The sequence below is a fragment of the Nocardioides pocheonensis genome, from assembly GCF_003725535.1.
GTDB lineage: Bacteria > Actinomycetota > Actinomycetes > Propionibacteriales > Nocardioidaceae > Marmoricola > Marmoricola pocheonensis.
Window position 1 is genome coordinate 451,363 of the sequence record NZ_RJSF01000040.1, and the last position, 20,584, is coordinate 471,946.

20 protein-coding genes are annotated in these 20,584 nt (G+C 73.1%); 11 read left to right on the forward strand and 9 right to left on the reverse strand.

The annotated features are described in order from the left end of the window. Positions 1-27 precede the first annotated feature (27 nt). From EFL26_RS13025 to EFL26_RS13040, 4 genes are read left to right on the forward strand one after another with little or no spacing between them, the layout of a single operon-like run. Positions 28-1,149 (forward strand): family 43 glycosylhydrolase, encoded by a 1,122-nt coding sequence (locus EFL26_RS13025; RefSeq protein WP_123223281.1) that lies wholly within the window; start codon positions 28-30, stop codon positions 1,147-1,149. A 47-nt stretch (positions 1,150-1,196) separates the two neighbouring features. Further along, the gene (locus EFL26_RS13030; protein ID WP_123223282.1) at positions 1,197-1,976 is read left to right on the forward strand and encodes a siderophore-interacting protein; all 780 of its coding nucleotides are present in this window, start codon (positions 1,197-1,199) and stop codon (positions 1,974-1,976) included. Further along, entirely contained in the window at positions 1,969-2,898 is a 930-nt protein-coding gene (era, locus tag EFL26_RS13035; RefSeq protein WP_246000174.1) for a GTPase Era, read from the forward strand. The genes EFL26_RS13030 and era overlap by 8 nt, the downstream gene beginning before the upstream one ends. A gap of 39 nt (positions 2,899-2,937) precedes the next feature. Then, a complete protein-coding gene (locus EFL26_RS13040; protein ID WP_148046703.1) occupies positions 2,938-3,879 on the forward strand; it encodes an ATP-binding protein in 942 nt (313 codons plus the stop codon). On the opposite strand, the gene EFL26_RS13045 is transcribed toward EFL26_RS13040, so the two are convergent. From EFL26_RS13045 to EFL26_RS13055, 3 genes are read right to left on the reverse strand one after another with little or no spacing between them, the layout of a single operon-like run. Continuing rightward, positions 3,854-5,050: an acyl-CoA dehydrogenase family protein gene (locus tag EFL26_RS13045; RefSeq protein WP_123223285.1), complete on the reverse strand. Its 1,197-nt coding sequence runs from the start codon at positions 5,048-5,050 to the stop codon at positions 3,854-3,856. The genes EFL26_RS13040 and EFL26_RS13045 overlap by 26 nt on opposite strands. Before the next feature lie 28 nt (positions 5,051-5,078). After that, entirely contained in the window at positions 5,079-6,443 is a 1,365-nt protein-coding gene (locus EFL26_RS13050; RefSeq protein ID WP_183408175.1) for a 4Fe-4S binding protein, read from the reverse strand. Next, positions 6,440-6,802, reverse strand: a complete 363-nt coding sequence (locus EFL26_RS13055; RefSeq protein WP_123223287.1) for a hypothetical protein — start codon at positions 6,800-6,802, stop codon at positions 6,440-6,442. The genes EFL26_RS13050 and EFL26_RS13055 overlap by 4 nt, the downstream gene beginning before the upstream one ends. 167 nt (positions 6,803-6,969) lie before the next feature. Here EFL26_RS13055 and EFL26_RS13060 point away from each other — a divergent pair, with 167 nt between their 5' ends. From EFL26_RS13060 to EFL26_RS13075, 4 genes are read left to right on the forward strand one after another with little or no spacing between them, the layout of a single operon-like run. After that, positions 6,970-7,911 (forward strand): ABC transporter ATP-binding protein, encoded by a 942-nt coding sequence (locus tag EFL26_RS13060; protein WP_123223288.1) that lies wholly within the window; start codon positions 6,970-6,972, stop codon positions 7,909-7,911. Next, complete coding sequence (locus EFL26_RS13065; protein ID WP_123223289.1) at positions 7,908-8,699, forward strand: ABC transporter permease; 792 nt, start codon at positions 7,908-7,910, stop codon at positions 8,697-8,699. The genes EFL26_RS13060 and EFL26_RS13065 overlap by 4 nt, the downstream gene beginning before the upstream one ends. 22 nt (positions 8,700-8,721) lie before the next feature. Then, the gene (locus EFL26_RS13070) at positions 8,722-9,843 is read left to right on the forward strand and encodes a sensor histidine kinase (RefSeq protein ID WP_123223290.1); all 1,122 of its coding nucleotides are present in this window, start codon (positions 8,722-8,724) and stop codon (positions 9,841-9,843) included. Further along, a complete protein-coding gene (locus tag EFL26_RS13075; protein ID WP_123223291.1) occupies positions 9,840-10,445 on the forward strand; it encodes a response regulator transcription factor in 606 nt (201 codons plus the stop codon). The genes EFL26_RS13070 and EFL26_RS13075 overlap by 4 nt, the downstream gene beginning before the upstream one ends. 196 nt (positions 10,446-10,641) lie before the next feature. Here EFL26_RS13075 and EFL26_RS13080 read toward each other — a convergent pair whose 3' ends face one another. Genes EFL26_RS13080 through EFL26_RS13090 form a run of 3 tightly spaced genes read right to left on the reverse strand, consistent with a single transcriptional unit; the run spans position 10,642 to position 15,283 of the window. Further along, positions 10,642-11,331 (reverse strand): ATP-binding cassette domain-containing protein, encoded by a 690-nt coding sequence (locus tag EFL26_RS13080; protein WP_123223292.1) that lies wholly within the window; start codon positions 11,329-11,331, stop codon positions 10,642-10,644. Further along, the gene (locus EFL26_RS13085) at positions 11,328-12,191 is read right to left on the reverse strand and encodes an ABC transporter ATP-binding protein (RefSeq protein ID WP_123223293.1); all 864 of its coding nucleotides are present in this window, start codon (positions 12,189-12,191) and stop codon (positions 11,328-11,330) included. Before EFL26_RS13085 ends, EFL26_RS13080 begins: the two co-directional genes overlap by 4 nt. Further along, on the reverse strand, positions 12,188-15,283 hold the full coding sequence (locus EFL26_RS13090) for an ABC transporter permease (RefSeq protein ID WP_123223294.1): 3,096 nt from the start codon (positions 15,281-15,283) through the stop codon (positions 12,188-12,190). The genes EFL26_RS13085 and EFL26_RS13090 overlap by 4 nt, the downstream gene beginning before the upstream one ends. A 68-nt stretch (positions 15,284-15,351) precedes the next feature. Between EFL26_RS13090 and EFL26_RS13095 the strand changes: the two genes are divergently transcribed. Continuing rightward, a complete protein-coding gene (locus EFL26_RS13095) occupies positions 15,352-16,620 on the forward strand; it encodes a deoxyguanosinetriphosphate triphosphohydrolase (protein WP_123223295.1) in 1,269 nt (422 codons plus the stop codon). Then, on the forward strand, positions 16,617-17,537 hold the full coding sequence (locus EFL26_RS13100; RefSeq protein WP_123223808.1) for a 2-hydroxyacid dehydrogenase: 921 nt from the start codon (positions 16,617-16,619) through the stop codon (positions 17,535-17,537). Before EFL26_RS13095 ends, EFL26_RS13100 begins: the two co-directional genes overlap by 4 nt. A gap of 3 nt (positions 17,538-17,540) precedes the next feature. Here EFL26_RS13100 and EFL26_RS13105 read toward each other — a convergent pair whose 3' ends face one another. From EFL26_RS13105 to EFL26_RS13115, 3 genes are all read right to left on the reverse strand, one after another. Further along, positions 17,541-17,834, reverse strand: coding sequence for a YtxH domain-containing protein (locus EFL26_RS13105; protein ID WP_123223296.1), 294 nt, complete (start codon positions 17,832-17,834; stop codon positions 17,541-17,543). A gap of 69 nt (positions 17,835-17,903) precedes the next feature. Then, positions 17,904-18,185: a DUF3618 domain-containing protein gene (locus EFL26_RS13110; protein ID WP_123223297.1), complete on the reverse strand. Its 282-nt coding sequence runs from the start codon at positions 18,183-18,185 to the stop codon at positions 17,904-17,906. Further along, on the reverse strand, positions 18,182-18,604 hold the full coding sequence (locus EFL26_RS13115) for a phage holin family protein (protein WP_123223298.1): 423 nt from the start codon (positions 18,602-18,604) through the stop codon (positions 18,182-18,184). Before EFL26_RS13115 ends, EFL26_RS13110 begins: the two co-directional genes overlap by 4 nt. A gap of 105 nt (positions 18,605-18,709) precedes the next feature. Here EFL26_RS13115 and dnaG point away from each other — a divergent pair, with 105 nt between their 5' ends. Next, complete coding sequence (gene dnaG / locus EFL26_RS13120; protein WP_123223299.1) at positions 18,710-20,581, forward strand: DNA primase; 1,872 nt, start codon at positions 18,710-18,712, stop codon at positions 20,579-20,581. Positions 20,582-20,584: the final 3 nt, after the last annotated feature.

The window sequence follows — 20,584 nt, forward strand, 5'->3', positions numbered from 1 at the left end:
CCCGGTGATTCGAGGCAGGATGACCAGGTGCGTCGCTCTCGGATCATCCTCTCCCTGTTCTGCCTGCTCGGCCTGCTGGCCGCCGGTCTGATGGTGCTGCAGCCTGCCCAGGCCCGGCCGCTCCGACCCTCCCCGACCGGGCAGGACCCGCTCGTCGCCGGCCAGCCCTACAGCGGTGACTTCCCGGACCCGTCGGTCCTGCGCGTGGGCGCCAGGTACTACGCGTACTCGACCACCAGCGGCGACAGCGTCAAGACCGGCCTGAACGTCCCGATGGTCACGTCGACCGACCTGCGCACCTGGGTCCTGCGGCCGGAGACGCCCGACGCCCCGCTCGGTGACGTGCTCCCGAAGCCGGCGGCCTGGGCGGCGTACTCCACGACCCAGCCCGACGACGGCCGGCTCCGCCCGGCGCACGGACCCTGGGCCCCGGCGGTCGCCCGGATCGCCAAGCACGACTTCGTCCTGGCGTACGCCGTGCAGGCCGCAGGCGTCCCGGGTCAGCGCATGTGCATCTCGCTCGCGCACGCGACCACGCCGACCGGACCGTTCGTCGACAGCACCACGTCGCCGACCGTCTGCCCGACCAAGGGTGCGATCGACCCCCAGATCTTCATCGCGCCGAACGGCCGGCCGTGGCTGGTCTGGAAGCGGGACTACTTCCCGGCGAAGCTGTTCACCCAGCCGATGGACCGTGCGGCCACCGGGGTCCTCCCGGGCCGCAAGCCGTCGTTCCTGGCCAGGGTGGCCCAGGACTGGGAGGGCACGATCATCGAGAACCCCGCGATGATCCGCTACCAGAACCGCTACTACCTCTTCTACTCGGCGAACTCCTACGCCAGCACGGCCTACGCCGTCGGCTACCTGATCTGCAAGACCTGGAAGGGCGACTGCCACCGCCCGCGCAAGAAGCCGCTGCTGCACACCGCCGGCGGCATCGCCGGCCCGGGCGGCCCCTCTCCGTTCGTCGACACCCGGGGCAAGCTGAGGCTCGGCTACCACGCCTGGAGCGCCGGGGCCGTGGGCTACGCGCAGACCGGGGACCCCTGCTCGTTCGCGCCGGGCACCTGCGGCCAGCGGCGGCTCTACGTCGCGCGGCTGGGCGTGAAGCCCGACGGCCGGCTGAAGGTGAAGAGCTACTACCCCTGAGCCGACGCGGCGCGGGGGACGGCAGGGTGTCCCGTTAGCCTTGCCGGGTGAACGCCCGCCCCGACGCCCGCGCCTTCGAGGCCACGGTCGCGCGTCGTGAGGTGCTCAGCGCCCACCTGGTGCGGCTGGTGCTCACCGGCCTCGACGGCTTCGCCAGCACCGGCGTCCCGGACGAGTGGGTCGCGCTCACCGTGCCGGGCCAGTTCCAGACGCGCTACTACACGGTGCGGTCGTGGTCACCTGGTGAGCTCGTGCTCGACGTCGTCGTCCACGAGCACGGCTTGGTGACCGAGTGGGCCCAGGGCGAGTGCGTCGGTGACGTCGTCGGCGTCTCGGCCCCGAAGGGCTCCTTCGAGCTTCCGGACGGCTCGTCCTGGGTCGTGCTGGTCGGCGACCTGACCGCGCTGCCGGCCGTCGCGCGGATCAGCGAGTCGACCGACCTGCCGGTCACCGCGTACGTCGAGACCCCCGACGGGCCCCTGGACGACTACGTGGGCGTGCCCGTCACCTGGCTGCCGCCGCCGGCACCGGGGGAGAGCGCGCTGGCCGAGCTGGTCGCGGGCCTGGAGTGGCCCGAGGGCCCCGGGTACTTCTGGATGGCGGGGGAGTCCGCGCAGATGCGGGCGATCCGGCGTCACCTGCGCCACGACCTCGGCATGCCGTCCTCGGCGTACGACGTGATGGGCTACTGGAGCGGCACGCGGGGCCGCCAGTCCCGGGCCGTCGACCCCCGTCCGATCTACGAGGCGGGTCGTGCGGCGGGCAAGACCGACGAGCAGATCTGGGACGACTACGACGCCGCTCGCGGGGGTGGGTCGCGTGGCTGAGCACCCCGACACGTTCCGCAGCGGGTTCGCCTGCTTCGTGGGGCGTCCCAACGCAGGCAAGTCAACGCTGACCAACGCGATGGTCGGCTCGAAGGTCGTGATCACCTCCTCGAAGCCGCAGACCACGCGCACCGTCGTGCGCGGCATCGTCAACCGCGACGACGCCCAGCTGGTGCTGGTCGACACGCCCGGGCTGCACCGTCCGCGCACCCTGCTCGGTGAACGGCTCAACGACCTCGTCCGCACCACGTGGGCCGAGGTCGACATCGTCGCGGTGTGCTTCCCGGCCGACGAGAAACCGGGTCCCGGCGACCGGTTCATCCTCACCGAGCTGGCGAAGGTGCGTCGCACGGTGAAGTTCGCGGTGGCGACCAAGACCGACCTGGTGACGCCCGAGCAGCTCGCGGCGCACCTGCTGGCGATCCAGGCCCTCGCCGACGACCTCGGCGTGGAGTTCGCGGAGATCGTTCCCGTCTCCGCGAAGTCGGGTGACCAGGTGGGCCTGCTCGCCGACCTGTTCGTGGGCCGGCTCCCCGAGGGGCCGCAGCTCTACCCCGACGGCGAGCTCAGTGACGCGCCTGAGGAGAACATCGCCGCGGAGCTGATCCGCGAGGCTGCGCTGGAGGGCGTGCGCGACGAGCTGCCGCACTCGATCGCGGTCGTGGTCGAGGAGATGGCGCTCAAGCCCGACCGCCCGGCGGACAAGCCGCTGCTGGTGATCCACGCCAGCCTGTACGTCGAGCGCGACTCCCAGAAGGGGATCGTGATCGGTCACCGGGGAGCGCGGCTGCGGGAGGTCGGCACCGCGGCGAGGAAGCAGATCGAGGCCATCCTCGGCACGCCGGTCTACCTCGACCTGCACGTGAAGATCGCCAAGGACTGGCAGCGCGACCCGCGGCAGCTGCGGAAGCTCGGCTTCTGAGCCTCGCCCGGCGGCGCCGCGGAATCTAGGCTGTGCCCCGTGGACCAGGCTGCGAGGGAGGCGGCGGGCCCCGCGGCAAGCGTCGTCGCCTGGGCCGAGAGCGCAATGGCGCGCCTGGCGGCCCTGCCTCACGTCCGCCGCGTCGGACTCGCCCTGCTCGAGGGCGGTGGTCGGCGGCTGCGGTTCACCGCCAGTGACCGCGACCCGGCGGCCGACGTCGCCTGGTGCCACGTGGACGCGTACGACGACGTACCGCTGAACACGGCAGTCCGCACCGGGCTGCCCGTGGTCGGCTCGGTCGTCGAGCTCGCCGCGCGCTACCCCGAGTTCGCTGCGAGGCAGTCCGAGGAGCACCAGGCGGTGGCCGCGGTGCCGATCGCCACCGGACGCGACGTCGTGGGCGGCTACGTCCTCTACTTCGACAGCACGCAGGTGCTCGACGACGAGCCCGCAGCCGGTCTGGTGCAGCAGGGTCGCGACCTCGCGGCCAGTCTCCGCGAGGCCCGGCGTCCGCACGAGCGTCCGCCGGCGTTCGCGGGACCGGTGCCGCCGGAAGGCGCTCTCGTCGCGGTGCACGAGGTCGCCGGAGACCGCTCCTCGGTGGCCCCGGCGCGGAGGTTCCTCGAGGAGACTCTCTCGGGGTGGGGTGTCGACGACGACGTGGTCGAGGCGTCGGTGGTGTGCCTGTCGGAGCTGGTCACCAACGCGGTGATCCATGCGCAGGGCGGGTGCATCGTGCGGGCGGAGCTGCACGACGACGTGCTCACCGTGTCCGTGCGCGACAGCGGCTCGGCAGGTGCGGCTCACGTGACGTCGATCGCCGACCCGCTGCAGGTGCACGGCCGCGGGCTCCAGCTGGTCGAGGCCCTGACGAGCCGCTGGGCCTACGAGATCGACGGCGACGGCGCCGTCGTCTGGTTCGCGCAGGACCTCGCGTCGCCGCCGACGAGCGCCGTCAGCGGAACGCCGACTCCCCGGTGAGCGCCTGGCCGATCACGAGCTGGTGCACCTCGGAGGTGCCCTCGTAGGTCAGCACCGACTCGAGGTTGTTCGCGTGCCGGAGTGCGGGGTACTCGAGCGTGATGCCGGCGGCACCGAGCAGGGTGCGGCACTGTCGCGCGATCGCGATCGCCTCCCGGGTGTTGTTGAGCTTGCCGAGGCTGACCTGCTCGTTGCGCAGCGTGCCCGCCTCCTTGAGCCCGGCGAGGTGCAGGGCGAGCAGCATGCCCTTGCCCAGCTCGAGCGTCATGTCGGCGAGCTTCGCCTGCGACAGCTGGAACGCGGCCAGTGGCTTGTCGAAGATCTGCCGCTCCCGGGCGTAGGCGAGCGTCGACTCCAGGCAGTCGCGCGCCGCGCCCAGCGAACCGAACACGATCCCGAACCGGGCCTCGGTCAGGCAGGACAGCGGGCCCGACAGCCCGCGCGCCTCGGGCAGCACCGCCGAGGCAGGCAGCCGCACGTCCTCCAGCACGAGCTCGCTGGTCACCGACGCGCGCAGCGAGAGCTTGCGCTTGATCTCCGGCGCCGTGAACCCCGGCGTGTCGGTCGGCACCACGAACCCGCGCACGGTCCCGCGGTCCGTGTCGTCGTCGGCCCGTGCCCAGACCACGGCGACGTCGGCGACCGAGCCGTTCGTGATCCACATCTTCGTGCCGTTGAGCACCCAGTCGCCGGACGGCTCCTGACGGGCCCGGGTGCGCATCCCGCCCGGGTCGGAGCCGAAGTCGGGCTCGGTGAGGCCGAAGCACCCCAGAGCTTCCCCTCGGGCCATCCGCGGGAGCCATTCCTGCTTCTGCTCCTCGCTGCCGTACCGCCAGATCGCGAACATCGCCAGCGATCCCTGCACCGAGACCAGCGACCGCAGCCCGGAGTCGCCTGCCTCCAGCTCCATGCAGGCCAGCCCGTACGCCGTCGCGGACGTGCCCGCGCAGCCGTAGCCCTCGAGGTGCATGCCGAGCACCCCGAGCCGGCCGAGCTCGGCGGACAGCTCCCGCGCGGGCACGGTGCCGGCCTCGTACCAGCCCGCGATCTCGGGCCGCAGCCGGTCGTCGACGTAGCGGCGCACGGTGTCGCGGATGGCGCGGTCCTCGGGGTCGATCAGGTCGTCGATGTCGAAGAGGCCCAAGGGGGAGGCCGGCGCAGACGAGGTCATGGCGCCGATCCTCGCACCCAGGGAGCGATCACATCCGGTGGGCCATCGGCAGCGCGAACAGCACGGCGTTGAGCGCACCGAACGCGAGCACGAGCACGAGCGTCGGCGCGGCGACGCTGCGGGCGATGCTCCCTGCTCCGTGCCGGTTCACCGAGATCCGGTGCCCGGTGAGCACCGACAAGCCGAGTCCGGCCGCGAGCAGTGCGTACTGCAGCACGCTGATCGTCGCCTGACCGACGACAGCCGTCGACCCGCCGGCCGGCGACCCGATCAGGCCGCCCAGGGTGAACACGACGGCCTTGCCTTCCGCGAGCAGGTGGAAGAGGTTGTGGGCGACGTGTGCCGCCACGTCGAGCGGGATGAGCGCGTAGCCGAAGCGAGCGAAGTTCTGCCGCACCGACTCGCGGCTCTCCGGCGCGGCGACCCATGCGGCCACGGTCAGCAGCAGCACCGGAAGCGAGACCGCGACCAGGAACGCCGCGGTGAAGATCACCGGGTAGCTCGTGATCCCGGTCGTCCGCTCGATCCAGTCCAGGGCGTCCTGCCAGACGCTCAGCATCGTGACGTTCTGGATCAGCACGATGCCCATGATCGCCATCGCCAGGAACGACTCCTCGAGCCGCGCGCGCCCGACGAGCCAGAGCTCGCGGGCCGGAGGCCGCACCGTGATCGTGATGGCGTCGTTCGGGCACGACTTCACGCAGCTGGCGCAGAGGTTGCAGTTGGCCATGCTGTCGAGCTGCCTGGGGAAGCTGAACAGGGGGCACGGCGGAGTGGTCGCGGTGCCGTTGTAGCAGGCGGCCCGCGCGGTGCACGTGGCGCAGACGTCCGGGTCGGCGCGCAGCTGCAGCATCCCCGCGCGGGAGTAGTTGCCGCTGAGCCCCCCGAGGAAGCACAGGTACCGGCAGAACGTGCGCCTCTGGAAGAACGCCCCACTGACGACCACCGCCGTGGTGAGCAGGAGCAGCAGCACCCCCGAGCCCCAAGGGGAACCGACGACGCCCCAGACGTGGTCGGCCCAGGTGATCGCGAGGAACGCCGCGTCGATCACCCAGATGCCGTAGACCTTGAGGAACCGCGGCACGGGTCGGTTCAGGCCTACGGCCTTCTGGACCAGGTCGCTCAGGGTCGCGAACGGGCACACGGCGCACCAGAAGCGCCCGAGCAGCAGGAACGTGAGGGGCACCAGCGGCCACCACAGCACCCACATCAGGGCCGTGCCCGCGTTGTCGTGCGCGCCGGACGGGCCGAGGAGCAGCTCGTAGGCGACGAGCCCGAAGACCGCCGCGACCGGCACCTGGAACACGGTGGGGTACCAGCGGCTGCGCACGAAGGCCGCGATCCCCCGGTGGGACAGCAGGTCGCGGGCGGGCCTCGCCGAGGTCGCGGTCACCGGGCCGGCCTCGCACGACGGCGCCCGCCGCCTCGCCTGCGCAGCACCCACGCCGTGCCGACCGCGGCGGCGTTGACGGCCCCGAAGCTGCCGAGCACGACCAGTCGGGTGCCCTCGGCGACGCTCGTCGCGGGCACCGACAGTGATCCGGCGCCGCCAGATCCGTGGGCGCTGTGTCCCGGGTCGCCGTGGTCGTGTCCCTCCAACGCGGGTGGCGCCGGAGCGGCGGGTGAGGGCGAGGGGTGCGTGTGGTCGCCCGGTCCCGGGCCCGCGGCGTACGCCGGCCCGGCCGTGAGGACGCCCGCCGCGACGAGGACGGCCGCGACCGCATGCACCGCTGCCGCGGTCGTCCTGCTCATCGGTCACCCCCGTGATGAGGTTGCACCCCGATCCTCGGGGACCGGGCGGGGGCGCGGCCACGGACCAAGTGCCGCGATGAGCGGGCCGATGGTCCCTGACAAATGTCATGCCCGGGTCGTGACGACCGGGCGAGGCGCCCGCGCCCCCGAACCGGCAGGCTGTGGCCATGACCTCTTCCATGACCGAGACCTCGGCTCGGGGCTTCACCGGCAGCGAACCTGCGGTGAGCCTGACCGGGGTCAGCAAGGACTTCGGCCACGTGCACGCGGTGCGTGGCGTCGACCTGACCATCGCCCCCGGCGAGATCGTCGCCTTCCTCGGCCCGAACGGCGCCGGGAAGACCACGACCATCGACATGATCCTCGGCCTCACGCAGCCCACCGCTGGTGAGGTCGAGGTCCTCGGCCTGGCTCCCCGGCACGCGATCGCCCGTGGCCTGGTGTCCGCGGTGATGCAGACCGGCGGCCTGCTGAAGGACATCACCGTGCGCGAGACCGTGGCCTACACCGGGAGCCTCTTCGCGCACACCCGGTCGATCGACGAGGTGCTCGCCGACGCGGGCATCTCCGGCATCGCCGACCGCAAGGTCGCCAAGTGCTCGGGGGGTGAGCAGCAGCGGCTCCGCTTCGCGATGGCGCTGCTCTCCGACCCCGCGCTCCTCCTCCTCGACGAGCCGACGACCGGCATGGACGTCGAGGGTCGGCGTACGTTCTGGTCGACGATCCGCGAGGACGCCGCCAAGGGCCGCACCGTGCTGTTCGCCACGCACTACCTCGAGGAGGCCGACCAGTACGCCGACCGGATCGTGCTGATCAGCCAGGGCCGGATCGTCGCCGACGGCACCGGCGCCGAGATCAAGGCCCTCGCCAGCGGCCGCACCGTGCGCGCCACCCTGCCCGACGCCGACACGGCCGCGCTCGCGGCGCTCGGCGGGGTCGACCACGTCGAGGTCCGCGGCGACAGCGTGATCGTGCACGCCAAGGACAGCGACGCGGTCGCGCGCTACCTGCTGACCCAGACCCCGGCCCGCGACGTCGAGATCGCCGCGAAGGGGATCGAGGAGGCATTCCTGAGCCTGACCGGACACGACGAGAGCGAGATCCGATGACCACCCTGCAGACCACCTTCGACCCGCACGCCCGTCGGGTACCGCCGCTGGGTGGCTTCAACCTCACCGTGCTCGGCATCGAGCTCAAGCGGATGCTGCGCAACCGGCGCACGATCATCTTCACGCTGATCCTGCCGGCGGCGCTGCTGCTCAGCTTCGGCGGCCAGAAGGGCTGGCAGGACCCGGCCGGCTCGGGCAACGTGGCGGCGTACATCCTGGTCTCGATGGGCCTGTACGGCGCCGCTCTGACCGCCGCGGCCTGCGGCTCCATGGTCGCCCTCGAGCGTTCGCTCGGCTGGTCGCGCCAGCTGCGCCTGACCCCGCTGAACCCGGTCGTCTACATCCTGATCAAGGCGCTGGTCGCCCTGGTCATGGGCGGCCTCGCCATCCTGGCGGTCAACGCGACCGGCAAGCTCCAGGGCAAGGCCGAGATGCCGACCCATGTGTGGGTGCTGAGCGCCGTCGTCACGCTGTTCTGCACCCTGACGTTCGCGGCCCTCGGGGTCTTCGTCGGCTACGTCGTGCCCGGTGAGAACGCCATGCAGATCCTCGGTCCCGGCCTGGCCCTGCTGTCCTTCCTGGGCGGAGTCTTCATCCCGCTGGACCAGTACTCCGACGCGGTCCGCCACATCGCGTACTGGACCCCGATGTACGGCGTCTCCGAGGTCGCGCGCTCGCCGCTGACCCACGAGCTGCCGTGGTACGCCCTGGTCAACGCGATCGGCTGGTTCGCCCTGTTCGTGGCCGGCGCCGCGTGGCGGATGAGCAAGGACACCGCCCGGGTCTGACCGGGAAAGTACGGTGAGGAACGTGAGCGCCACACCCGTCGACGCGAAGCCCGCGGGTCCGCGTCGGTGGGGGTGGGTCTTCGCCCTGGTCTGGCTGTTCTACCTGCTCAACCCGCTCGAGGCGGCCTGGGAGAAGCGCGACAGCCTCGCAGGGTGGGTCGGCGTGGTCGGCACGTTGCTGTTCGCGCTGGTCTACGCGGGCGCGTTCATGATGCTGCGCTGGAACCGGCCCGAGGGCACGCCGTTCCGGGTCTCGCCGAACCGCTCGCTCGGGCTGAGCGTGGTCGCGGTCGAGATCGCGCTCGGGGTGGTCGTGTGCGCAGCCGTCGGCCAGCCCGGGACCGCGACCGCGGTCTACGTCGCGGTGATCACGATGATCTCCCTGCCGGCACTGCTCGCCTGGCCGGTGGTCATGGTCGTCGCCGGGACGACGTACGGCGCGACCATCCTGGTCGACGGCTGGACCAAGGACACCGGCATCCTCTTCGGCACCCTGGTCGCCGCGCTCGCGATCTGGGGCATCTCCCAGGCGATCAACCGCAACATCGAGGTGCTCGCCGTGCGCGAGGAGAACGCCCGGCTCGCCCTGGAGGACGAGCGGAACCGGTTCGCCCGCGACCTGCACGACATCCTCGGTCACTCGCTGACGGTGATCACCGTGAAGGCGGAGCTCGCGCAGAAGCTGTTCGACGTCGACCCGGAGCGCGCGCGTGCCGAGGTGACCGACCTCGAGCGGCTCTCGCGCGACGCGCTCGCCGACGTCCGCCGCGCGGTCGAGGGGTACCGCGAGCTCACCCTGCCCGGTGAGCTCGCCCGCGCCCGGGTGGCGCTCGAGGCGGCCGAGATCGAGGCCCACCTGCCCAACTCGACCGACGACGTGCCGTCCTCGGTGCGCGAGCTGTTCGCCTGGACGATCCGGGAAGGGGTCACCAACGTGGTTCGGCACAGCCGGGCGCGGACGTGCACGGTCACCCTGACGCCGACCAGCGCGGAGGTCGCCGACGACGGCCACGGGCCGGACGAGTCGGCAGCGGTCGGCGGGAACGGCCTGCGCGGCCTGCGCGAGCGCGCTGCCGCCGTGGGCGCGACCGTGGTCACGACCGCGCGTGAGCCGGGGTTCTCGCTGAAGGTCGTGGTGCCGTGATCCGGCTGCTGCTCGCCGACGACCAGGCCCTCGTGCGCGGCGCCCTCGCCGCGCTGCTGGCCCTGGAGCCCGACCTCGAGGTGGTCGCCGAGGTCGGCTCCGGCGACGAGGTCCTCGACGCGGTGCGCGAGCACCGCCCGGACGTGGCCCTGCTCGACGTCGAGATGCCGGGCCTGGACGGGATCAGCGCGGCTGCCGCCGTGCGCCAGGAGTTCCCGGACGTGCGAGTCCTCATCGTGACCACCTTCGGCCGGCCGGGGTTCCTGCGCCGGGCGCTGCAGGCCGGGGCATCCGGCTTCGTCGTCAAGGACACACCGGCCGCCGAGCTGGCCGACGCCGTACGCCGCGTGCACGCGGGCCTGCGGGTCGTGGACCCGGCCCTCGCCACCGACAGCCTGGTCGCCGGGGAGTCGCCCCTGACCGCCCGGGAGACCGAGGTGCTCCAGGCCGCGCGCGACGGCTCCTCGGTGGCGACGATCGCCGGGAGGCTGTTCCTCTCCGAGGGCACCGTCCGCAACCACCTCTCCAGCGCGATCGGGAAGACCGGCGCCGGCAACCGCGCCGAGGCGGTGCGGATCGCGGACGGCAACGGCTGGTTGTGAGCCGGAGCCCTGCGACGCGTCGTACTGAGCTTGCCGAAGTGAAGGAGCAGGGGTCCGACGCGAACAGGTTGAGCGAGGCCGCGGGTGCGTGTGCGCTCGTCCTGAGGTGCGAGCGCAGCGAGCCTCGAAGGGAAACCGCGACGCCGGGCCGAAACCTCTGTGAGCCGCGGGCCGAGACCTTCGTGAGCCGGAGCCTCTAGGCCGGTCGCCCGGCAGCCAGCGGCCGGGCCCAGGACGCCCGGCCCTCGTTCAGGACCAGCTCCGCGTCCGCCGGCTCGGCAGCCTCGGGGTCATGGGTCGCGACCACGACGACGCAGCCCGCGTCCGCCTCCGCGCGGAGCGCGGCGAGCACGCGCTGCCGGTTGGCCGCGTCGAGCTCGCTCGTGGGCTCGTCGAGCAGGAGCACCCGCGCGCGTGACGCGAGCAGCACGGCGATCGCCGCCCGCTGCTGCTGGCCGCCCGAGAGCTCCTCCGCGAGGTGGCGACGCTCCTCGTCGAGGCCGACCGCGGCCAGCGCATCGACCACCCGCGCCCCGGCCTCGGCCGGTTCGACCCCGGTGGCCAGCACGCCGACCAGTCCGTTCTCCTCCGCCGTGAGGGTGGACACGAGGCCACCGGCCTGGGGCAGGAGCACGACCCCTGCGCGCAGGGCCTGCTCGCGGGACTCGATCACGGAGCCGTCGACGCCGACCGTGCCCGCGGACGGCCGGAGACCGCCCGACAGGGCCCACAGCAGCGAGGACTTCCCCGATCCCGACGAGCCGGTCACCGCGAGCAAGGTGCCGCCGGGCACGACCAGGTCGAGAGGGTGCAGAGCGACGCGGTCGCCGTACCGGACCTCCAGGCCGGACGCTTCGAGCCAGACGGTCGGACGTCCGCCGCTCATGGCGTGCCTCCTGGCCCGGCCGCTGCCTCCGGCTCGTCCTCGACGAGCAGGTGGTAGGTGCCGTCGACGGGATGGAACCGCACGAGGGTGCCCGGCGGCAGGTCGACCAGGGCGTGCGCCGGCAGCGGCAGGAACCCGTCGGCGCTGACCACGGAGTACTCCTCGCCACTGCGGCCTTCGCCGCCGATCCGGCCGTCGCGGATGGTGACCGTGCGCGGCAGCGACGTCGCGACCTCGGCGTCGTGGGTGACCAGGACGATCGTGGTGCCCCAGTGCGCGTTGATCTCGCCGAGCGTCTCGAGCACGCGGTCGCGCGCCCGGTGGTCGAGCTCGCCGGTGGGCTCGTCGGCGAGGAGCACACCGGGGCTCGGTGCCAGGGCGACCGCGAGGGCGGCCAGCTGCAGCTCTCCCGGGCTCAGCGAGCGCAGGTCGGTGTCGGCTCGCGACGCCAGCCCGACGGAGGCCAGCACCTCGTCCGGGTCGCGCACGCCGGAAGGATCCACGCGGCGGGCGGCCGCCTGCGCGAAGCCGACGTTCTCCCGGGGGGAGCAGTAGGGGAGCAGGTTGCGCTGGGACCCCTGGAGCATCAGGGACACCGTGCGTGCGCGGAGCCGGTCCAGCTCGCGGGCGGTGGCGGCGGAGAGCTCGAGCTCGCCGACCCGGATGTGACCGGCGCTCGGTCGGAACAGCCCGCCCATGAGGCTCAGCAGGGTCGACTTGCCCGACCCCGACGGCCCGAGGAGGCCGATGAACTCGCCGGCGGCCACGCTGAGGTCCACGCCGGCGAGCGCCGCGACGTCGTGCCCCTCGGTGCGGTAGATGTGCACGAGGCGCCGGGTGCTGACGGCGGTCCCGGTCATGCGGCACCGCCCACGTGCTCGAGCGTGGCCCGCCGGGCGATCAGGCCCGCCACGACGACGCCGACCGTCCCCAGTGCGAGCGCGGTGACGACCGCGACGAGCACCAGGGCAGCCCATGACGGGGCGAGGTCGACGAGGTCGACCACGGGCTTCGTCGGCAGGATCGGGAGCGTGGGGAGCGCGTACTGCGCCGCGACGAGCCCGGCCGCGGTGCCGGTCAGGACGGACACGAGGACGACGGGGATCTGCTCGCCGAGCGAGATGCCCCGCAGCGCGCGGTCGGTGAGGCCGTTCAGCCTCAGGATCGCCAGGTCGCGCGCCCGGGAGCGCCACGAGGCGGCGCCCGCGATCGCGAGGCCCAGGGCCGCGACGAGGACGCAGGCGATCGCGACCAGCACCCCGAGCTGCATGCTCCAGGTCGCGGCGGAGTCGTCGAGCCGCTCGCGTGCGGCGGAGAGCCGGCTGACCTTCGTCACGCGCATCCCGGCTCCCTCGAGGGCGGTGCGCACCGCACTCAGCGCCTTGCTGTCCTCGTCGTCGAACCAGACCTGCAGCTCGGCCTCGTCACCGAGCGCCATCCCGGAGCGCAACGTGAGGTCGAGATCCGCCAGCGTGGCGTTGGCCGTGGCGGCCGGCAGCCAGGGGAGCCGGGTCACGGCCGCCATCGGGCGCTCGACTCCGTCGAGGCCGACGCCGTCGAAGCGCGAGCCGTCACTGCCGGGGGGCAGCGTGCCGCTGACCACGGTCGGCAGCCGTGCGGGCAGCCAGCGGTGGGCGAGCACCAGGGTGCTCGACCCTGCGTTGGTCACGAAGAGGGTGAGCGAGCCGGGTCCTGCGTCGAGCGCATCGATGCGTGCGCCCTCGGTCCGCGACGGCGTCCAGTCGCCGCGGGCGCCGAGGTCGATCGGCCCTGCGTCGGTGCGCGCCGATCCGAGCGTGACGCGCCCGCTTCCGGAGTTGCCGGGGTCGGTGAGGAGCTGCCACCCGGTGAGCACGCAGCCGTCGGCACAGTCGACGGACGCCTCCCGCGTGGTCGCCGCCGACGTGCCGGAGGCGAGCGCTCCCAGCGGGACGGAGACCGGTGTCCCGTCATGACCGAGCAGCTGGGCTGCCAGCCGGACCTCGCGCCGCGAGCCCTCGTAGAAGCCGTCGGTCGCGACGTCGACGCTGAGCCTGGTGCCCACCACGCGGATCGGCGCGATCGTGGTGCCGTCGAGCCGGCCGAGCGCACGACGCGCCGCGCCGCGATCGGGGAACGTCGCGACCCGCAGGAAGGCCTTGCGATCGACGTACAGGCTGCTCTGGTCCTGGTCGCTGAGCGGGTGCTGGAGCACCACGACCGTCGCGTCCGTGCCGGGTCGGTGGGCCGAGGCGACGGCAGCCCGCGCCGCCCGGACGGTGCCTCCCGCCACCGTGGCGACCATCGGCGCACCGACCTCCTGGGCGGCCGCCAGCCCACGGTTGCGGTCTCCCACCGCGACGACGTCGGCGGTGAACACCAGGATCGCGGCCGAGACCGTGAGGAGGGCGACGGTGGCGCGTGACCCGGGGCGCCGGGCCAGCTGGAGGAGAGCCACGCCGGGGACCGCGCGGCCACGGCCGAGCAGTCGGCGACCGAGCCGGGTGGCGACCGGTACGAGCAGGCGGGCCAGGACGAGGCCGACCGCCAGCGCCAGCACCGCCGGCGCGGACAGGGCCACCGGGCCGGTGAGCCGGCCCGTCACGAAGGCCCCGAGGATCGAGGCGGCCACGGTCACGACGACGGCGTCGAGCGTGCCGAGGCCCCAGCCGGTGCGGCGTACCGGCACCCGGCGGAGCAGGGCGGCGATCGGCTCGCGACTGATCCCCGCGCTGACCAGGACCGCGGCCGACACGACCGCGAGGATCGCGAGGGCCACGGCGATCCACACGGGAGGGCGCAGCTCGATCGGCACGCCGTCGGGCAGCAGCGCCCGACGGGCCGACCAGGCGAGCGCGTACGCCGCCGCGACGCCGACCGGCACCCCGGCGAGGACGATCGGGACCAGCTCGCGCAGGAGGTGTGCCCGGGCGCCCCGCACGCCTTGGCCACGCAGCCGCGCGAGGGCCACCTCGGGCCGGCGCTGCTCGACAGCCGCGCCGAGGGCCATCCAGAGCACCACCAGACCGAGCAGGCCGAGCGGAACCATGAGGGCCGGGATGGTCACCCGGGACTGGTGCCGCGAGGCCCGCACCGTGTCGGCGATGTCCGGGAGGCCGGAGCGCCCCAGGACGATCGCGCTGGTCACCGGACGACGCTGCTGCTCCTTCAGGAAGGCGCTCAGCGCAGGACCCAGCCGCAGCAGGTCGTCGACGTGGGTGTGGGCGCGATCGACCGGCAGGTCGATCCGCGTGGTCGAGTTGCGCCAGCGGGTCGACGGTTCGAACGTCGCGTGCGAGGTGAGCCAGGTGTCGTGGAGCACGACGGACCGGTCGGGGTTGGTGCCGGAGTAGCCGGCGAGGTTCCAGCCGGCCCAGTACCGAGCGGCCGCGCCTCCGCTCGACGGAGCACGGTAGACGCCGGCCACCGTCAGTGTCACGACCGGGGAGCGCCGGTCGAGGACGTCGCGCGGCAGCGACCCCACGACCGAGACGCGCGTGCCGACGGAGAGGCCGAAGTTGCGCGCGTCCGCGGTGCTCACCGTGATCTCGTCGGCAGCGGCCGGGCAGCGGCCGGAGGCGAGGTCGAGGTGGGGGCAGCTCCCTTCCCGCCAGGCGAGCGGGCCGTTGGAGGGTTGGGAGGCACCGGCGGGCATGGTCAGGTCGACCGACAGGGAGTCGATCGGTGCCTCGAACGACCGACGCACCGAGGGTGGCACCAGCGCCGCGAGCTGCCCGGCGGTGAGCGCCGGGATGGCGTTCCCCGGGCCGGTGTAGTAGCTCGGGAGGATCCCGGTCGAGGTGAGCTGGAGCTGGGTGGCGCCCTGCGAGGCGTGGTCGAGCTCGACCCGGGTCGACGCCTGGTCGAGGGCCCGCTGGTAGAGCGGGGTCATCACGGCGCACGCGGTCACGAGACCGGAGAGCAGAGCGATCACGCAGGCCTGGGCCGGCCGGTACCAGATCGCCTTGAGCAAGTCCCACCCCCGAGGTTCGTTCCCCGGATGCTAGACCCGCCCGATCGGCTCCGCAGTAGCCTCGCCCCGTGGCCGACTGGGAGCAGCTGTACGACGAGGCGGCGCGGGCCCGGCTCGTCGAGGAGCCCGCCAAGCGCGTGCCGGCCCCGGTGCGGACGGCGTTCGAGCGCGATCGGGCGCGGGTGGTGCACTCCGCGTCGCTGCGCCGGTTGGCGGCCAAGACCCAGGTGCTCGGGCCGCAGGCCGACGACTTCGTCCGCAACCGGCTCACCCACAGCCTGGAGGTCGCGCAGGTCGCCCGGGACATCGCCCACCCGCTCGGCTGCCATCCCGATCTCGCGGAGACGGCGGCGCTGGCCCACGACCTCGGCCACCCGCCGTTCGGGCACAACGGCGAGTCCGTGCTCGACGGCCTCGCTGCAGACTGCGGAGGCTTCGAGGGCAACGCCCAGACGTTCCGCATCCTCACGCGGCTGGAGGCGAAGTCCGCCGACGCGGCGGGTCGCTCGATCGGCCTCAACCTCACCCGCGCGACGCTCGACGCCTGCACGAAGTACCCGTGGCCGCGGCTCGTCGGCCACGGTGCGCGCTCCGGCAAGTTCGGCGTGTACGACGACGACCTGGCGGCCTTCCGCTGGGTGCGCGAGGGGGTGGAGGGTGAGCGCCGCTGCCTCGAGGCGCAGGTGATGGACTTCGCCGACGACGTCGCCTACTCGGTGCACGACCTGGAGGACGGCATCGTCAGCGGCCGGATCGACCTCGTGGTGCTGGACAGCCCGGACGAGCTCTCGGCGGTCTGGGAGACCGTGCGCGACTGGTACCTCCCGTCGATCGAGGAGTCCGCCCTGGTCGAGGCGCTCGAGCGGCTGCGCGCGATCGGGACCTGGCCGACGACCCCGTACGACGGCAGCCGTGCCGGGCTGGCCACGCTGAAGAACCTGACCAGCGACCTCATCGGGGTCTTCTGCGGTCACGTGCACACGGCTACCCGGGAACGCTTCGGTGAGGCGCCCCTCGTCCGGCACGACGCCGACCTCGTCGTGCCCGACGAGACCGTCCACGAGATCGCGGTGCTCAAGGGCATCGCGGCCCACTACGTCATGCGCGCTCCGGAGCGCACGGCGGCGATGGAGCGCCAGCGGACCCTCCTCGCCGAGCTGTTCGAAGCCCTGGTGGTCTCCGACGGCGTGGCCCTCGACCCGACCTTCCGGGCGGACCTCGCGACCGCGTCCGACGACGCCGGCCGGACCCGCGTGCTGGTCGACCAGGTGGCGTCCCTGACCGACGCGAGCGCGGTGGCGTGGCACGCTCGACTGACCGGGCGGGTGCCGGCGTGACCGAGCCGCTGGTGTGGCTGCCGTTCTCGCCCGAGCACCTCGTCGAGCCGCCTGCCGGCCTGCGCTACGAGGTGGTCCGTCCGGAGCCGGGGGAGCCGCTGCCGCCCAGCGCCGCGGAGGTCGAGGTCTACGTGCCGGCGTACCAGATGGGGCCGGTCGACCCCGACCTGTTCACCCACCTGCCGCGTCTGAAGGTGGTGCAGACCCTCACGGCCGGGGTCGACCACATCCGCGGCGCGGTGCCGGACGGCGTGGTGCTCTGCAACGGCCGCGGGATCCACGACACCTCGACCGCCGAGCTCGCGCTCACGCTCGTGCTCGCCAGTCTCCGGGGCATCCCGGCGTTCGTGCGTGCGCAGGACCGCTCGCGCTGGGAGCCGGAGCGCCGCGAGTCGCTCGCCGACAAACGCGTGCTGATCGTCGGCCACGGCCAGATCGGCGCCGCGATCGAGGCGCGCATCCTGCCCTTCGAGGCGGAGGTGGTGCGGGTCGCGCGCCGGGCGCGCCCGGGAGTGCACGCGATCGCGGAGCTCCCGTCGCTGCTCCCGGACGCGGACGTCGTCGTGCTGATCGTCCCGGGCACCGCAGAGACCCGGCACCTCGTCGACGAGGACTTCCTGGGCCGGATGAAGTCTGGTGCCCTGCTGGTCAACATGGCGCGGGGGAGCGTCGTCGACCACGACGCCCTGGCGACCGCGCTGCACGACGGCCGGATCAGTGCGGCCCTCGACGTGACCGAGCCGGAACCGCTGCCGCCCGACCATCCGTTGTGGTCGGCGCCCAACCTGCTGCTGACGCCGCATGTGGGCGGCGCCAGCAGCGCGATGTGGCCCCGCGCGTACCGCGTCGTGCGCGAGCAGCTGGAGCGCTACGCGCGCGGCGAGACCCTGGCGAACCAGGTCACGGGCGAGTACTGAGGGTCAGCGGATCCCGGTGCTCTGGTACGACGAACCGTAGGTCGTGTCGGTCGTGGTGCCCGGCTCGTCGTGGGACAGCTTGTCCTTCACCTTGTGGGCGCCCTGCTCGAACTTGTCCTTCACGACCGGCGCCTGCTCCCGTGCCATCTCGGCGGCCTGGTGGGCCGCACTCTGCACGCGCGGGTCGCTCTTGACCCGCATCGTGATCCGGCGGATCTGCTCGTAGCGCTGACGACCGGCCTTGGCGCCGAGCACGTAGCCGGCTGCGAAGATGGTCAGTGCCAACAGCTTCTTCATGGTTCCTCCCTGGGTCGGTCCTGGGACCGATCGTCGGACCGGCCGGCCGGGGCGGCCGCCGGGTGGTTCTCAGGAACGGGCCCGCCACCAGACCAGGATCGCGACCCCGGCCACCACGGCGGCGCCGACGGCGAGCAGATCGGGACGCGGTTTCCCGCTGTCAGTGGTCACAGTGTCCCGCAGTCGGGCGGCCTTCTGGTGCAAGGCGTCCTCCGCCCGGTGCTTGACGTCGAGCTTGTGGCTCAGCGCGTCGACGGTCGCGGCCAGCTGCTCGCGCTGCCGGGCGATGTCGCGCTCGATCTGCGCCGGGTCGCGGGTCGCGTGCCCGTTGTGCTGGCTGAGGTCGGTCATCGGGCGGCCTCCTTCACGGCTGCGACGTCCTTCTGGACACCGGCCACGGCCCGCTCCGGCTTCAGCGGCTGGCCCTCGGTCACCTTCTTGCGCCCGGTGAGCGCCGCGACTCCGGCCCCGGCGAGGAGCACCGCCGCCACGACCAGGGCGGACGCCCAGCCGGGCAGCGCCTCCGCGAGCCCGAGGACGGCCGCGGCCACGAGGGTGCCCAGCGCGAAGAACGCCAGCAGCCCGGCGGCGCTGAACATGCCCAGCCCGGTGCCGACGGCACGCCCCTTCTCGGCCACCTCGGCCTGGGCGAGCCTGATCTCCGAGCGGACCAGCTGGGGGATCTCCTGGGCCAGGTCGTGCACCAGCGCGCCGATGGTCGGCTCCTCGGCGGCGACCGGACGCGTTCCCTGGTGTGCTTGTTGTGCCATGGGACTCCACTACCCGAAGCGACCGGTTCGACACGTTCGGCAGCCGCGTCGGCCGATGCGCGCACTCGTGCTTCGCCGTCGGCGGGCGGCCGTAGACTCACCGTCGTGGCGGGCCGGATCAGGGAAGAGGACATCGCGGAGGTTCGCGAGAAGGCGCGCATCGACGACGTGATCTCGGCGTACGTGACGCTGAAGAGCGCGGGCGGCGGCAACCTCAAGGGCCTGTGTCCGTTCCATGACGAGCGGTCCCCTTCGTTCAATGTGACCCCTTCGCGCGGTATGTACCATTGCTTCGGCTGCGGGGCCGGCGGTGACGTCATCAAGTTCGTGATGGAGATCGACGGTCTGGGCTTCACCGAGACTGTCGAGCGGCTCGCGGAGAAGACCGGTGTGCAGCTGCGGTACGTCGACGGCGGCCCGCAGCGGGCGAGCGGCGGTCCCCAGCGGCCGCGGCTCGTCGAGGCGCACAAGCTCGCGGCGCAGTGGTACGCCGACCAGCTGGCGACGCCCGACGCCATGGTGGCGCGCCAGTTCCTCGACCAGCGCGGCTTCGACCAGGACGCCGCGGCGACGTTCGGGGTCGGGTTCTCCCCGCGCGGCGGCGACGACCTGGTCAAGCACCTGCGCCAGCACGGGTTCCGCGACGACGAACTCGTCACCAGCGGCCTCGCCGGCGACAACAACCGCGGGCTCTACGACCGGTTCCGCGGCCGGCTGATGTGGCCGATCCGCGACAGCAGCGGCGACGTGATCGGGTTCGGCGCGCGCCGGATCTTCGACGACGACCGGATCGAGGCGAAGTACCTCAACACGCCCGAGACGCCGATCTACAAGAAGAGCCAGGTGCTCTACGGCATCGACCTCGCCCGCCGCGAGATCGCCCGGGCCAGCCAGGCCGTGATCGTCGAGGGCTACACAGACGTGATGGCCTGCCACCTCTCCGGGGTCAAGACCGCGGTCGCGACCTGCGGCACGGCCTTCGGCGAGGACCACAGCCGCGTGATCCGGCGGCTGCTGCAGGACCACGACGAGTTCCGCGGCGAGGTGATCTTCACCTTCGACGGCGACGAGGCCGGCCAGAAGGCGGCCCTGCGGGCCTTCGAGGGCGACCAGGCCTTCGCCGGCCAGACCTACGTCGCGGTCGAGCCGTCCGGCCTCGACCCGTGCGACCTGCGGCTCCAGCAGGGCGACGCCGCGGTGCGCGAGCTGGTGGCCCGGCGCGTGCCCCTCTACCGCTTCGTGCTCGGCAACGTCGTCTCCCGCTACGACCTCGACCGCGCCGACGGCCGCATCGACGCGATGCGCGACGCCGCCCGGCTGGTGACCGCGATCCGCGACCGCTCCAAGGTCGACGCGTTCGCGCGTGAGCTGGCCGGCATGCTCGGCATCGACCCGAACGACGTCCAGCGCGAGGTCCGCCGCGCCGCCGGCCGGGCTGCGGCGACGGCGGCGTCGACCGCGGCGGCGACGCCGGTGCAGCAGCGGCCGAGCCCCGACCTGCCCGACGCCCGCGACCCCCGGTTCGTGCTCGAGCGCGAGACCCTCAAGCTGGTGATCCAGCACCCGGCGGTCATCGCCGCCCTGCTCGGCGAGGTCGACGAGGCCGACTTCACCCACCCGGCGTACCGCGCGGTGTGGTCGGTCGTGGCGGCCGCCGGCGGGGTCGACAGCGCCGACTCCCAGTGGGCCGCCCGGCTCCAGGCCGCGACCGGCGACGAGCGGCTCAAGGGTCTGCTCACCGCGCTCGCCGTCGAGGCGGTGCACACCTCCAAGGAGCCCACGCCGGCGTACGCCGCCCAGCACGTGCACCGGCTCCGCGAGCTGACCGCGCTGCGCCGGATCGCCGACCTCAAGTCCCGGCTCCAGCGCACCAACCCGGTCGACGAGGCGGCGGAGTACAACCGCATGTTCGGCGAGCTGGTCGCGCTCGAGCAGCACCGCCGCAACCTCCGCGAGCTCGCGCTCGCGAGCGAGTGAGCG